The organism is Psychromicrobium ferritrahens, assembly GCF_043789415.1.
GTDB lineage: Bacteria > Actinomycetota > Actinomycetes > Actinomycetales > Micrococcaceae > Renibacterium.
This window is the reverse complement of record NZ_JBDLLW010000001.1, coordinates 1,273,775-1,287,741: the sequence shown is the minus strand read 5'-3', so window position 1 is coordinate 1,287,741 and position 13,967 is coordinate 1,273,775. Positions and strand designations below refer to the sequence as shown.

Here is a 13,967-nt window from a genome sequence, read left to right as displayed (position 1 = left end):
AGATATGGAAAAAATTCCTTACCCCTTGCACACTGAACGGCTGCTGCTGCGCCGCTTCAAACCCTCGGATCTCGAGGCTTATTACGCGTATCAATCGCTGCCCGAAACAGCCCGCTACTTGCTCAGCGATGAACGTAGCCTGGCTGAGTGCATGGAACGAGTCGGTAAGTTCTGCAAGCAGACTTTCGATAGGGAAGGCGACTGGGCTTCCTTTGCGGTGGAACGCGCCGATCAGCCAGGTTTGCTCGGTGAGATTGCGCTGAAATGGGAGACCGGTGGCGACGCCGAGCACGGCTATATCGGTGAAGTCGGCTGGAGCCTGGCGCCACAGGCTCAAGGTATGGGCTACGCCACCGAAGCCGCGCGCGCCGTCGTGGATCTCGCTTTTGGCCAGCTGGGTTTCCGCAGGATCCAGGCGAGGCTCGACGCCGCCAACGACGGTTCCCGGAAGATCTGCGAGCGGCTCGGTATGACGTTCGAGGGGGTGGCCCGGGAGAACTGGTATCTCAAAGGAGAATGGTCCTCCGAGGCGATGTACGCACTGCTGCGTTCCGAGTGGCAGTCCTAGCCAGCAAAGCAGTAGAGGGTGGAATCTCAGCAATACTGAGATTCCACCCTCTCTGCGTCGTCAGAGATAACGCTTAGGAACCGGCGTTCTTCAGATGGGTCAGGGTGTTGAAGAGCTGGGGCTTGATCCGGGTACCACTGTTCCCGGAGCCGTCATTGCCGTAGGCGTGGATCGCTATCGCCTGGGCAGCTGAGTTGTACACCGGAGAGCCGCTTTCGCCGCCGAAGGTGTCATTCGGGTACCAGACCTTGGTCGCGGTGACTTGGGCGACTTTGTTGGAATCGCTCCACACCTGGCCCCAGGGCTTGTCCCCGGGGTAGCCGGAGACCGTGACCCCGAGATTGGCCAGGTTGCCATCGGAATCCGTCTTGTAGCCGAACCAGCCGGTCTGGGTTCCCACCGTGCAATTGAGCTTGACCACTGCCCAGTCAAAGTTTTGGTCGTAGTTGCTGAGCCACTGCTGATCGGTCCAGACCTGGGCAGCCTGACAGGTGCCGAAGGGCCGCTTGGTGTCATTGCGTGCGGGTGAGGCAGTGAAATCTGCGGTGTAGCTGCTGCCGTCCCAGACGCAGTGACCCGCGGTGACCAGGGTGTCGGCGGAGATCATCCAGCCGGTGCAGCCCGAGAGCGAACCTCCACTGAGCTCGACCAGGCCGCGGTAGGGGGTCTTCAGGGTGTCGGTAATCTGCTTGCGGGTATCGGCGCCGATCACCGATTCTGCACCCGGAAAGCTAGCCGGGGTTGAAGTGAAACCAACCGAGTCGGTCAATCCAGCTGAACTGAGCGGATTCGCGGTGTCTGCCACACCGTTGACAATCTTCACGCCTACCGGTGTGGTGACTGAGGAGTCGACCGCTTCGGGGGCAGCTGCTGTTGCTGCGCCGCTAGAGAAAACCAATGCTGCCAGTGCGATTAGCACTCCGCCTGCCGCGCTCATGGACCGTTTTTGCATGCTTAGACCAGCCTCCAGTGGGGTTGTCTCGATTTTGGGTACACCGAGCATGTCAACGTTTCCTGAAAATCCGCTGGTATTTGGCCAAGGGTTGGCCGGATACGGTAGGGGCGCCCAGCCTTTCGGACGGGCGCCCCGAGTGGGTTTTGAAGGTGGCTCAGCGATCCTTCAAGTGACTCATCACATTGAAGAGTTGAGCCTTGATCCGGGTGCCGCTATTGCCGGTGCCGTCATCGCCGTAAGCATGAATGGCGATGGCCTGGCCCGCCGAGGTGTACACCGGTGCGCCGCTCTGGCCACCGATGGTGTCATTCGGGTACCAGACCTTGGTTGGCGTCACGTTGGCGACTTTCTTGTTATCGGTCCACATGGTGCTCTCTGGCATATCCCCGGGGTAACCGGTCACCGAGACATAGCTCTTCAGCAGGGCGGCATCATTAGCCACTTTGTAGCCGAACCAGCCGGTCTGTTCGCCTACCCGGCAATTGAGTTTGACCAAGGCCCAGTCGTATTCCCAGTCCTGAGTCTCCAGCCACTTCTTGTCAGTCCAGATTTGCGAAGCCTGGCAGGAACCGAACGGTGCGACATTGCCGTTCTTGGCGGGCCAGGCGTTGAAATCCGCGGTGTATTCGAAGCCGTTCCAGACGCAGTGCCCCGCGGTCATCAGGGTGTCAGCGGAGATCATCCAGCCGGTGCAGCCGGAGAGCGAGCCGCCGCCGAGTTTGACGACGGCACGGTAGGGGTTCTGCGTGGTGTTCAGAATCTGCTTGCGGGTATCCACTCCGATCACGGACTCGGCACCGGGGAAGCGTGCGGGGGTGCTCTTATAACCCACCGATTTAGTGAGCCCTTTGGCATCCAGTGGATTATCGGCGTCGGCGATTCCGTTCACCACCTCGACGCCCACCGGGGTGGTGACCAGGGCGGGATCCACTGCTTTCGCGGCGGCAGTAGCTGTCCCGCTGCTCAGGACAAGCGCGAGCAGGGTCGCGACGACCCCGCTCGCGGCACTAACAGAGCGTATGCGCATGGTTGTTCAACCTTCTGTGTTAGGGCACCCTGTGTAGGGGCAATGCCCCCGAGTATCCCAATGGAGACTGAAGGTTGGCTGGGAGATCTCTGGGTTTTAGCTGGTGCGTAGTTCTCTGGCGTTCAGGGCGTCAGCGACGAAGGCGTAGTCCCAGGCGCGGTCCTTCCAGTTCTCGTAACGCCCTGAGGCTCCGCCGTGCCCGCCGTCCATCTCGATTTTCAGCACGATGGGTTCTTCGCCGGTGCTCACTTCACGTAGTACCTGGACCCATTTGGCTGGTTCCACATAGAGCACCCGGGTGTCGTTGAAACTGGTGACCGCGGCGAGCTTGGGGTAATTCACCGCTCGCACGTTTTCATAGGGGGTGTATTCCTTCATGTACTGATAGACCTCAGGGTCGGTGATCGGGTTCCCCCACTCTTCCCACTCCAGGGCGGAAAGCGGCAGCTCAGGGTCAAGAATGGTGGTCAGTGCGTCGACGAAGGGCACTTGAGCCAGCACCGCAGCGTACTTCTCCGGAGCCAGATTGACGATCGCCCCCATCAGCAGACCACCTGCTGAACCACCGATAGCGGCGATCCGCTGCGGGTCCGCCCAACCGGACTGGGCGAGCCAGTCGGTGGAGGCGACAAAGTCGGTGAAGGTGTTCTTCTTGTGCAGCTTCTTGCCGTTTTCATACCAGGCGCGGCCCAACTCTCCGCCGCCGCGAATGTGGGCGATCACAAAGACGAAGCCCCGGTCCAAGAGGGAGATGCGGGGGATGGAGAAGCCTGGGTCCATGCTGGCCTCATAGCTGCCATAGCCGTAGATCACCGCTGGGTTCGCCCCGTTCCGCGGCAGATCGGCGCGGCGAATCACGGAAAGCGGGATCTTAGCGCCATCTTCGGCGGTCGCCCATTCCCGTTCGGCGATGTAGTCACCCGAGGAGTAGCCGCCCAGCACAGGAGTCTCTTTACGCAGGATCAATTCACCGGTGCCCAACACATAGTCGTATACCCGTGGAGGAGTGGTGAACGAACTGTAATTGAGCCGCAGCTGAGGGGCGCTGAACTCCGCGAGCGAGAGCTCGACGGTGTAGAGCTCTTCATCGAAGGCCGGCTCGATGGGCTCAGAGTCTAGGGCGTCCAGTGGCAGCAACTGAACTTTCTCGACGGTGTCCTTACGCACCGAGATGATCGCGTGAGTCGCGTTCGAACTGGTCCCATTGACCCGCACGGTATCACTGTGCGGTACCACCGTGGTCCATTGCTGCTCGGCGAGAGGCTTGCCCAGCTCAGAGATCCTGACCAGGGAGACCATGGAGTTGAGGGCATTGCGATTGTGCGTGATCAGCAGCTGGGCTTCCCCGCCGACCTTGACCGGGTCGACGTCGTAAAGCACTCGTTCTTCGCGGGAGACGACCAGTTGCAGGCCGGCCTCGCGTTGGGCGAAATCGAGCAGGTGTACCTCGCTGTACTCGGCGCAGCCAACGCTGATTACCAGCTGATTGCGATCCGCCGAGAGTCCGAAGCCGGTCCACATTCCCAGATCGTCCTCCTGGAAAAGCACCTCATCCTGCTCAGTGGGAGTGCCCAGCCGATGGGATTTCACCTGATACGGGCGCCAGGAATCGTCCACCACGGTGTAGAAGATTTCGCTGCCGTCGGGGGAGAAAGCGATGCCGTAATAGATATTGCCGATCTCATCGGGCAGCAACTCGCCGGTCTGCAGATCTTTGATCTTCAGCGTGAAACGCTCGTCACCGGCATTATCCACCGCAAAGGCGAGCAGGCGATGATCCCGGGTGAGTGCCTGGCCGCCCAGGCTGAAGAACGGCTTCCCCTCAGCCTCGGCATTGCCATCGAGCAGGATCTGCTCGCCTGGCACGGGCTGTCCCGCGACGATCGCGGGCGGTGTCCAGTCGGCCTTCAGATCCCCGGTGTGCTGCGCGGCGACCCGGCAATGGATGGCGTACTGCTGGCCTTCTTCCATCCGAACGTAGTACCACCAGTCATCCCGCCGATAGGGCACCGAGAGATCGGTTTCCTGGGTGCGGTTCTTGATCTCCTCGAAGATCGCGTCACGCAAGGGCTGCTGGCCCGCGGTCACCGCATCCGTATAAGCCTGCTCGGCGTTGAGGTGCGCCACCACCTCCGGACTTTCCTTCTCCCGAAGCCACTCGTAGTTGTCGATGAACACATCGCCATGGTGTTCGCGGGCAGTGGGGAGCTTCTTTGCGACGGGGGGAGTAGTCATGCGATTACCTTAGCTGCCAGCGGGTCGGGCCTGGGAAGCGAGTTCGCCGGAAGGAGAAATAAATTTCATCTCCAGTGCTCTGGGGGATCCTATGTGTCAGTGTCATGCCCCAGTATCCCAGCCCAATGAACGCAGCTTTCACTGGGCTGGAGACACTTTAGCCCACTGAAACCTCGATTGGATGGGTGTGGGGTTCTAAGCGGTCTTGAGCTTGTCGTTCAGCTGGTGCCAAGCAGTCAGATTTGTTGCATTGGCCCAAGACAGCACTGTTTGGGAACGTCGGTCATAGTCGATCCAATTTCCAGCGGGGAACCAACCCCAGATCCAGAGGGTCTCTGGAATTCCGGTAGCGTCATGTCGGACGAGAGCATTGGTTTTTTGTCCGTTAAAAACAGGTGTGGACTGCGCAATGAATAACAGTGGATGGCCTAATGACCTCACTCGATTTTCAAAGTTTTCCCAGTCCATCGCATTCTTATAGGTACTCAGGTAGCTAATTTTCTTTCTGCGAAGCACACCTAGAGCAACCACCATGCCAATTGTCAGAATCAGTGGTGTTGAATTTCTGAGTTGGCTAAATTCGTTAGCTAGATAAATGGCGGTGAAAAGGTAACCGATGTAAGGAGTTTTTTTCCGAAGCACTAGCCAGGCGCTCAACAACGTCACGAGGATTAGTGGAAGCACCACATTTGTGCCGTACAGAATCGCGGTGTTGTTTTTGGGAGGTAAGAAGATCGGGGAGAAAAATGCTGGGACGAAATACCCTAAAAATGCTGCTGCGGTGGCAGCTGCCAGGACTTGTTGTATCTGCCGATAGATGATTTTTTGAGCCTTGTGATGTTCCGGGGTCCATGCGTTCTGGACGAAAACCTTGGAATAGTGAGGAAAATCGGGGGAGGGATTCACTACGGTTTCCCTGGTTTTTCTTATTGGCGGCTCGTCCCAGGACCGTTCCTCGCCCCACAGCGGTTCTTCGTCCGACGGAGATGAGTTAGTACCTCCATCGGCAGCTCCGAAGTCTTTAACTTGCTCGTCATATTGCTTACGTTTTTCAGGATTAATCAAGACCGCATAAGCGTTGTTCAGCTCGGCAACTAGATCATGTGAACTCCCTCGGTTCAAATCAGTGTGGATTTGCCGCATGAGCTTTCTATAGGATTTTTTGATCTCATCGATGGAGGAGTCGCTGGTTACCCCCAACACGTCGTAGCAGTTTCTATCGGTTGATTTCATCTTTTTTAGTTCCTAGGGCATACGTTATTTGAGTCACTTTCCAGGGGGTCAATGCCAGTGATTGCTTGGCATCTGAAAAACTGGCTACGGATCTTTCCGCAATAACAACGGTGGCTTTTTCGCCGCCTACTCGCAGGAGATCAATGCGCTGACGAATCTGGCCGCTTCCTTGAAACTGAACGAGCTGTCCGCAATAGACTTCGGCCTGGGGAACAACGGATAACATCGTTGATCGGACCGGGCCAGGAAGATAAAGAGCCGCCTCATAACCGCTGCGATGAGTCGGGTTTTGCTTCTCGACGGATGCTTTGTCTTGTGTCTCTTCGGAGGAGATCAGTGGGCCTACCGAGACTTCTCCCGCTCTTCTGGTTGGGACGTCCACTGGAGAGTGAAGTTGCTTGTCGTAGATGTGCCAATCTCCGACGGGATGGAATCGCCCGTTCTCTTGGCATAGGGCACGTCGAAGCTCTGCTACGACTATCCCTTGGCGGTCAGCGCCCCAGGCGGTCATCAACTCGAATGCTTGGTGACCGATCCTGCGAACTAACCGGTAATGCCTCACAACTGCTTCAGCTTCTACACCTTGTCTGTCAGCGAATAAAGATGAGAGGGCGGGGAAATCCTCACGACTTAGTACCACGGCATTGAATGCCAAATTTTCGGTGGTTTGAGCGCCGGAAACTTTATGCGCTGATGTCAGCGCACCGCCGGAAAATTTTTCAATGTGTCTTTCCATTATTTCTCCTCCACTAACAGATTCTTGATTATGGTGTTTCTGCTCTCGATAGCAAAATTGGCTCGCATTCGTTAGAGCTGGAGCTTCTTAGTGCTGAGGGAATGCGAGTCGATTCGTTCAGCTCGCACAGGGTACGCCGATCAGCTCAGGTTGCGTTGACCTCTTCTGAACCCTCCGGATATACTGAACGAGCGGTCAGTAATTCAATTCCGGATGGAGTGGCAATGGTGCAGAATCTCAGCGCGCTGGATGCGCAGAGCGTCGACGACGCCGGGCAAGCTGCCTTTGAAGCGATCCTCGCCGAAGACTCGCGGATCGAACCGCGGGACTGGATGCCCGAGGCCTACCGCAAAACCCTGGTCCGGCAAATCTCCCAGCACGCGCACTCCGAAATCATCGGCATGCAGCCCGAGGCGAACTGGATTTCCCGAGCGCCGAGCCTCAAACGCAAGGCGATTCTGATGGCCAAGGTGCAGGATGAGGCCGGCCACGGCCTCTACCTCTACTCCGCAGCGGAGACCTTGGGCGCCCCTCGAAACAAGATGACCGAGGACCTGATCGCGGGCAAGGCCCGATATTCCTCGATTTTCAATTACCCCACCCGCAGCTGGGCCGACGTCGGTGCTATCGGCTGGCTGGTGGACGGTGCCGCGATCTGCAATCAGGTGCCGCTCTGCCGCGCCTCCTACGGGCCGTATGGCCGGGCCATGGTGCGCATCTGCAAAGAGGAGTCCTTTCACCAGCGGCAGGGCTTCGAAATCCTGCTCGAACTGGCGCAGGGTACTCCGGCGCAGAAGCAGATGGCCCAGGACGCCGTCAATCGTTGGTATGCCCCGGCTCTGATGATGTTTGGGCCGCCGGACGACGACTCGCCTAATTCCAAGCAGTCGATGGCCTGGAACATCAAGCGCTTCTCCAATGACGAGTTGCGGCAGCGCTTTGTCGGCATGATGGTCGAGCAGGTGAAAGTGCTCGGCTTGACCTTGCCGGATGATCAGATCCACTTCAATCAGGAAACCGGCAAATGGGAGCACGGGCCCTTGGACTGGAACGAGTTCAAGGAAGTGCTGGCAGGTCGGGGTCAGTGCAATTCGCAGCGTTTGGAACGCCGTCGTGAAGCCCATGAAGACGGTGCTTGGGTGCGTGAGGCCGCTGCGGCCTATGCCGCCCGCCAGCAGCGAGCAGAGGTGGCTTGAGATGACCGAGCAGAACGACGTCGTCAATGCGGCCGCTCAACCCTGGCCGCTCTGGGAAGTGTTCGTGCGCTCCTCCCGAGGCTTGTCTCATGTGCACGCGGGCTCGCTGCACGCCCCGGATGCCTCCATGGCGCTGCGCAATGCCAGGGACCTTTACACGCGTCGCAATGAGGGGGTTTCAATCTGGGTCTGCCCTGCGGACGCGATTTCCGCTTCTGATCCTGATTCCAAAGGCGCCTTCTTCGAGTCGCCGCAGGGCAAGGACTATCGGCACGCCACGTATTACACGAAGAGCGAAGGGGTGAAACACCTCTAATGTTTCCACCCACCCAGAGCTTCGCCGCGCAGACCCAGGCAGGAATCCAATGAGTGGAGAATCAGCGACTCGAATTACCCTCCCCAGCGGCTCCCTCAGCTCGCAAGTCCCCGGTCGCCCCCTAACTTCGCAAGCTCAGCTAGGGAACCCTGCGACCGTGGGCCCTCGCTGGGGAACCCGCGCCGCCGTGGCCCCAGGCAACGCGCTGCGCCCGGAGGATATCGCGCTCGAGGTGCAGGACGCCGCGAAGAAGCCCAGCGCCGAGATCGCCGAATACGCACTGCGATTGGGCGACGACGGCCTCGTGCTGGCGCAACGGCTCGGCTGGTGGATCTCTCGCGCCCCCGAACTCGAAGAAGACGTCGCACTGGGCAATATCGCCCTGGACCAGCTCGGCCACGCCCGCTCCTTCCTGAGCTACACAGCGGCTGCCTTCAGTAACCCCGACGGCACCGCGCAGACCGAAGACGATCTGGCCTACTGGCGCGGGGAGGAAGATTTCCGCTGCGCCCAGCTCATGGAACAGCCCAATGGAGACTTCGCTCGCACCATCGCCCGCCAGCTGGTGGTGTCGGTCTACCAGTTCGAGCTCTACCAGCGCTTGCAGTACAGCAGCGACCCGACGTTGGCCGCGATCGCTGCCAAAGCGGTCAAAGAGGTCGACTACCATCGGGACCACGCCAGCCAGTGGGTGCTCCGGCTCGCCCTGGGCACCGAGGAATCACGACGTCGGATGATCGACGGGCTGAAACTCACCTGGCCTTATGTCGAGGAGCTCTTCGACCAGGACGAGTTGTTCGAAAGACTCGCAGAGGCCGCTGTTCCGCCGGCTTCCTTGCGCCCCGGCTTCGACGCCTTTATCGCTGCGATCCTCGACGAAGCCGATCTGGAGCTGCCTCAGACGCCGCGAGTGAGCGGTGGTGGGAGGCACGGTGAGCACAGCGAGCACCTCGGCTACCTGCTCGCCGAAATGCAGGTGCTGGCACGCCAGCACCCCGGTGCCAGCTGGTAGGGGAAAGACATGAAGACCCTGAATAAAGAAGCCCCCGATCAGGAAACGCCGGATCACGAAACACCGGACAAAGAAGTTCTGTGGCAGATCGCCTCAAGGATCAACGACCCGGAGATCCCGGTGCTCAGCATCGCCGAACTGGGCATTCTGCGCGCAGTGGAGCTGATCGGTGAGCGAGTGAAGGTCACCATCACCCCGACCTACTCTGGGTGCCCGGCGATGGAGACCATCCGGGACGATCTGCTCGCAGAATTCGCGCGTGAAGGCTTCTCCGCCGAGATCGAACTAGTGCTTTCCCCGGCCTGGACCACTGATTGGATGACCGAGAGCGGCAAAGCCAAGCTAGCCGGTTACGGCATTGCGCCGCCCAGCGGACGCTCCGGGCTGGGCAGCCAGCACACGCCGGTCCGGTTGGCTCTCGCGGTGAAGTGCCCGCTGTGCGATTCGCTCAATACTCGTGAGTTGACCCGTTTCGGCTCGACGTCCTGCAAAGCCCTGTACAAGTGCCAGGACTGCCTGGAACCCTTCGACTACTTCAAGGTGCACTAAATGGTGGTGACCCGCAAACCGTCGAACCGACGGGCCAGTTTCCATTCCCTCGCGGTCAAGGAAGTCCGCAGGCTCACCGCAGAGGCCATTGAGGTCAGCTTCGCGGTCCCCGCCGAACTGAGCGGCCAGTTCGACTACCTGCCCGGTCAGTATGTAGCTTTGCGCACCACCTTGCCGGATCCGTCGGGCGAACTCAAGGAATTGAGACGCAGCTACTCGATCTGTGCCACACCCCGTTCCTTCGAAGACGGCAGCAGCGAAATCCGGGTGGCCATCAAAAAGGACCTCGGCGGCCAGTTCTCTAGCTGGGCCAATGCGGAGCTCACAGCCGGGGACACACTGGAAGTGATGAGCCCGATGGGTGCTTTCACCTCTCGTCATCACAATGTGCTGACCGATCTGAACCATCCGGAACAGCTCGCAGCTGCCGCTGCCTCGGACGGATGCTTTGTAGCGATTGCCGCTGGCTCAGGGATCACCCCGGTGATCGCCATTGCCAAGACCTTGTTGGCGGCACATCCGGCAACCAGATTCGACCTGATTTACGCTAATAAGGCTGCTATGGATGTGATGTTCCTGGAGGAACTGGCGGACCTCAAGGACAAATATCCCGCTCGTTTCGCACTGCACCATGTGCTTTCCCGGGAGCAGCGGATCGCGCCGTTGCTCAGCGGCCGGATCGACGCCGAGAAGCTACGGCTCCTGCTCGGCACCGTGTTACCGGCCGGGCAAGTCGACGAATGGTTCCTTTGCGGACCGTTCGAACTGGTCCAGCTCTGCCGGGATGCCCTGCAAGAACGCGGAGTGCCAGCTGAGAAAGTGCGTTTCGAGCTCTTCACCACCGGCAAGCCCGATCAGCCTCAAGCCCAGCACGGCCGCTCGGTGAGAGCCGCCGAGACCGATGAGAACTTCGAGATCACCTTCACCTTGGATGGTTTGAAAGGCGCGGTCAAGAGTCCCACGCACGCTCGCGAGACGATCCTGAACGCTGCACTTCGAGTCCGTCCCGACGTTCCCTTCGCCTGCGCGGGGGGCGTCTGCGGCACCTGCCGTGCCAAGGTGGTCAGCGGGACGGTTCAGATGGAAGAGAACTATGCTTTGGAACAAGATGAATTGGACAAGGGCTATGTACTGACCTGCCAGTCCCATCCGACATCGGAACGCGTCACCGTCGACTACGATGTCTAGTCCAGTGAGCCAGCCAGGAGAGGGCGTTAAATGATCGAGCTAAGCATTGCTGACGGAATTGCCGAAGTGGTGTTGAACGCGCCGCACAAGCTGAACGCCCTGGATGCGCAAGCCTTCACGGATCTGAAGAACACCGTGGATGAAGCCGCTGCCGGAGTCGCCGCGGGAAGCGTCCGAGCTCTTTTGCTGCGCGGTGAGGGCAGAGCATTCTGTGCCGGCCGGGATCTCTCCGAGGTAGCGGTCGACAACGATGACGCGCTGGCTTTCCTCGAGGGCAAGATCGTTCCGGCGATGCGCGCCATCATGGACTTCCCCGCGCCCAGTTTCGTCGCTGCTCAGGGAGCCTCACTCGGTGCCGGGCTGGGCCTGCTAATCGCGGCCGACGTCGTCTACGTAGCCGAGAACGCCAAGATCGGCTCGCCCTTCGCGAATCTCGGCATGGTGCTGGACTCCGGTGGGCACTGGCTATTCACTGAGCGGCTGGGTACTCACCGCACTCTCGATTTGATCTACACGGCTGATTTGATCTCCGGCGCAGAAGCGGTTCGTTCCGGACTGTTCAGCCGCGCCTTCCCGGCGGAAAGCTTGCTGGAGGAAACCCGGAATATTGTGGCCCGGGTGGCGAAGGGACCGCTCAACGCTTTCCAGGATGGTAAGAAACTGGTCACCGCGATTCGTGACGACCGGCTCGGATTCTGGGAAGCCCTCGATATCGAGAACAAGGTTCAGGCAGCCATTGTGAGTACCGAGAATTATCGCGAGGGCATCACCGCGTTCCAGGAGAAGCGACCGCCGATCTTCAAGAACTGAGACGTCTTCAAGAACTGACACGGCGGCCCCGGCTGGGCAGCCGACCCGTCTACCCAGCCAACCGGTTCTCGAAATAAGCTTGAGCCTCATCGCTTCTGAGCAGGGTGAAGCCGTTTTTTAATAGCACCCGTTGCGACGCGAGATTATCCAGATCTGTGACGGCGTGCACCGCGCGCACCTGATTCCACCGCGCGATCTCGACGATCTCTGCGACCGCTTGGCTGGCAATCCCACGTCCTCTGGCAGACGGCACCACACCGTAGCCGATCGTCACGGCTCCCTCTAGATCTGGGGGCCCGAAGAAACCAATGCCGCCGACCGCGTGGCTCGACTCCTGGTGCACCGAGTAGAGCCCGAAAACGGCGGACTCCACGGACAATGCCGGGCTGGCGAGAAAGAAGCGCAAGGCGTCCAGTTCGTCGTCGAGCGGGTAATCCGCCAGCCAGAGGTCGCTGGCATCCGGGTTCTTCGCCAGAATCCGTTCAGCGCGTTCCCGAGAGATCAGTCGTAGAGTCGGAGCCACTCAGGAACCCGTGATGAAGATATTGCTCAGCGCATCGTCCCAGCCGCTCGAGGCGAGTGGCACGGTGGCTCTGCACGCCACGCCAGCGACCAGCACAGTAGAGTTGTTCGGCATCGCCCGCTGGGCCAGTTGCAGAGTGACTTTGACCCCGTTCTTATTGGTATAGCTCAAGGCCTTCGCATAGAACTGGATCTTCTGCCCGCCCACCTTATTCATGCTGATGTTGACCAGCGAAGTGATGTGTTCTTCCTTGGTATCGGGGTAGTCGGTTTTAAAGGTCTGCACTGACTTGATGCTGCGACTGATCGTGGCGAGCATATCGGAGGTCTTCAGAGTGGCCCCGAGAACTGAGGGGTCGAGTGGTTCCTTGCTCAGCAGGAGCATGCAACCGTTGGGGTGTGAGTAACGAATCCCGTCGCTATTAGTTTCCTCCAGGGACCAGCCGCTGGGGGCTTTCGTGCCCCAATCCGCCGATTGCAGATAGGGCGCCGGTTGGGAAAGGCCCAAGATGCCAGCCACGCCGCCACCCAAGTTGCTCGGAGTGGGAGGCGAGTCGACCGAGGTTGTGGGAGTCGGACGCGGCCGATTGCTCTGCGTAATGGGCGGATCGCTCTCCGCCACCGGAATGGAGTTCATGTTGACCGTGATGAGTGTGATCACCAAGGCAATCACGCCGAGCACCGGTATGCCGATCGCAAACCATCCCCAGAGCGGAAAATTCCTCTTGGGCGGTGGGGGAGGAGTCGGTGAATAACCTCCGTACTGCTGCTGTTGGGCGGCGTAGGGGTTACCGTAGGGCTGGCCTTGATACTGCCCCGGATACTGCGGCTGAGCCGGGGGTTGCTGGGGAACTCCGTACTCTGGAGTGGAGCCACCGGGCGTCGGGATCGGTGGCGGAATGCGGGAGGGTTTTCCCTGCCCGTACCCTCCAGGATTGCTGGGATAAGGTCCCTGCGGTGGGTAATTCGAATTGCTCATGAGCGGCCCTTCCCCGGGTGCGAGTGGAGTAATTACGCCATCATATCGTTTTAATTTAAATAAGAGAATGTCTATCTGAAATATTACCTCGGGTAAAAGTCCTCGAAAATGAGATAAGTCTGAGTGTCCAGCACGCCTGGCATCGATTGAATCTGATCGAAGATCACTCGCTGCAGATCGACGTTGTCTCGCGCCCTGACCAGCAGCATGACATCGAAGTTTCCGCCGAGCAGGGCAATGTGCTGCACCTCGGGTAAAGCGCCGAGGAGCGCTTTGAGTTCCCGCCAGTCGTGCTGGCGAACTTTCATGCTCACATAAGCACTGGACCCCAGCCCTGCTTTGAGTGGGTCGATCACGGCGGTGAATCCGGTAATCACTTTCTGCTCGGTCAGCCGTGCGATGCGTGAGTAGGCGTGTGCTCTTGAAATATGAACTCTTTCGGCAATTGCGCTGACGCTCGCCCGGGCATCCTGCCGCAACTCGGCGATGATGCCGCGGTCTATTTCGTCAAGTTCGGACATTTGTCTCCTGAGGTCTGAGTAAGCTGGGTCACATTTACAAATCGTCTTCTAATTTAGCTTTTTTGATCTATAAATTCCATATAAACCCAGAACCATCTATACAAATCTTCAAATAAGCGA

General features: G+C 59.1%; 15 protein-coding genes. 7 read left to right on the top strand and 8 right to left on the bottom strand.

Going from position 1 to position 13,967, the window contains the following annotated elements; translation table 11 throughout:
- Positions 1–4 precede the first annotated feature (4 nt).
- Positions 5–568: a GNAT family N-acetyltransferase gene (locus ABDK06_RS05970; protein ID WP_394939900.1), complete on the top strand. Its 564-nt coding sequence runs from the start codon at positions 5–7 to the stop codon at positions 566–568.
- 73 nt (positions 569–641) lie between these two features.
- Here the strand turns inward: ABDK06_RS05970 and ABDK06_RS05965 are convergent, their stop codons facing one another.
- The 5 genes from ABDK06_RS05965 to ABDK06_RS05945 form a co-directional block, all read right to left on the bottom strand.
- Entirely contained in the window at positions 642–1,505 is an 864-nt protein-coding gene (locus tag ABDK06_RS05965) for a trypsin-like serine peptidase (RefSeq protein WP_394939898.1), read from the bottom strand.
- A gap of 172 nt (positions 1,506–1,677) precedes the next feature.
- Positions 1,678–2,550 (bottom strand): trypsin-like serine peptidase, encoded by an 873-nt coding sequence (locus ABDK06_RS05960; protein ID WP_394939896.1) that lies wholly within the window; start codon positions 2,548–2,550, stop codon positions 1,678–1,680.
- A 96-nt stretch (positions 2,551–2,646) separates the two neighbouring features.
- Entirely contained in the window at positions 2,647–4,785 is a 2,139-nt protein-coding gene (locus ABDK06_RS05955; protein WP_394939894.1) for a S9 family peptidase, read from the bottom strand.
- 195 nt (positions 4,786–4,980) lie between these two features.
- Positions 4,981–6,018 (bottom strand): J domain-containing protein, encoded by a 1,038-nt coding sequence (locus ABDK06_RS05950; protein ID WP_394939892.1) that lies wholly within the window; start codon positions 6,016–6,018, stop codon positions 4,981–4,983.
- Positions 6,002–6,754 (bottom strand): hypothetical protein, encoded by a 753-nt coding sequence (locus ABDK06_RS05945; protein WP_394939890.1) that lies wholly within the window; start codon positions 6,752–6,754, stop codon positions 6,002–6,004. Before ABDK06_RS05945 ends, ABDK06_RS05950 begins: the two co-directional genes overlap by 17 nt.
- 224 nt (positions 6,755–6,978) lie before the next feature.
- On the opposite strand from ABDK06_RS05945, the gene paaA reads away from it, so the two are divergent.
- From paaA to ABDK06_RS05915, 6 genes are all read left to right on the top strand, one after another.
- Entirely contained in the window at positions 6,979–7,950 is a 972-nt protein-coding gene (paaA, locus tag ABDK06_RS05940) for a 1,2-phenylacetyl-CoA epoxidase subunit PaaA (RefSeq protein ID WP_394939887.1), read from the top strand.
- A 1-nt stretch (position 7,951) separates the two neighbouring features.
- On the top strand, positions 7,952–8,266 hold the full coding sequence (gene paaB / locus ABDK06_RS05935; RefSeq protein ID WP_394939884.1) for a 1,2-phenylacetyl-CoA epoxidase subunit PaaB: 315 nt from the start codon (positions 7,952–7,954) through the stop codon (positions 8,264–8,266).
- Between the two features lie 157 nt (positions 8,267–8,423).
- Positions 8,424–9,278: a 1,2-phenylacetyl-CoA epoxidase subunit PaaC gene (gene paaC, locus ABDK06_RS05930; RefSeq protein ID WP_394939882.1), complete on the top strand. Its 855-nt coding sequence runs from the start codon at positions 8,424–8,426 to the stop codon at positions 9,276–9,278.
- A 9-nt stretch (positions 9,279–9,287) separates the two neighbouring features.
- The gene (gene paaD, locus ABDK06_RS05925) at positions 9,288–9,827 is read left to right on the top strand and encodes a 1,2-phenylacetyl-CoA epoxidase subunit PaaD (protein ID WP_394939880.1); all 540 of its coding nucleotides are present in this window, start codon (positions 9,288–9,290) and stop codon (positions 9,825–9,827) included.
- Positions 9,828–11,015 carry a 1,2-phenylacetyl-CoA epoxidase subunit PaaE gene (paaE, locus tag ABDK06_RS05920; RefSeq protein WP_394939878.1) on the top strand — a complete coding sequence of 396 codons (1,188 nt, stop codon included), beginning with the start codon at positions 9,828–9,830 and terminating at the stop codon, positions 11,013–11,015. It abuts the gene before it with no gap.
- A gap of 30 nt (positions 11,016–11,045) precedes the next feature.
- On the top strand, positions 11,046–11,825 hold the full coding sequence (locus ABDK06_RS05915; RefSeq protein WP_394939876.1) for an enoyl-CoA hydratase/isomerase family protein: 780 nt from the start codon (positions 11,046–11,048) through the stop codon (positions 11,823–11,825).
- Positions 11,826–11,874: 49 nt separating this feature from the next.
- On the opposite strand, the gene ABDK06_RS05910 is transcribed toward ABDK06_RS05915, so the two are convergent.
- The 3 genes from ABDK06_RS05910 to ABDK06_RS05900 all read right to left on the bottom strand — a co-directional run bounded on the left by ABDK06_RS05910 (position 11,875) and on the right by ABDK06_RS05900 (position 13,847).
- Positions 11,875–12,348 carry a GNAT family N-acetyltransferase gene (locus ABDK06_RS05910; protein ID WP_394939873.1) on the bottom strand — a complete coding sequence of 158 codons (474 nt, stop codon included), beginning with the start codon at positions 12,346–12,348 and terminating at the stop codon, positions 11,875–11,877.
- Complete coding sequence (locus ABDK06_RS05905) at positions 12,349–13,326, bottom strand: hypothetical protein (RefSeq protein WP_394939871.1); 978 nt, start codon at positions 13,324–13,326, stop codon at positions 12,349–12,351. It abuts the gene before it with no gap.
- Between the two features lie 83 nt (positions 13,327–13,409).
- Positions 13,410–13,847, bottom strand: a complete 438-nt coding sequence (locus tag ABDK06_RS05900; RefSeq protein WP_394939869.1) for an Lrp/AsnC family transcriptional regulator — start codon at positions 13,845–13,847, stop codon at positions 13,410–13,412.
- Between the last annotated feature and the right edge of the window lie 120 nt (positions 13,848–13,967).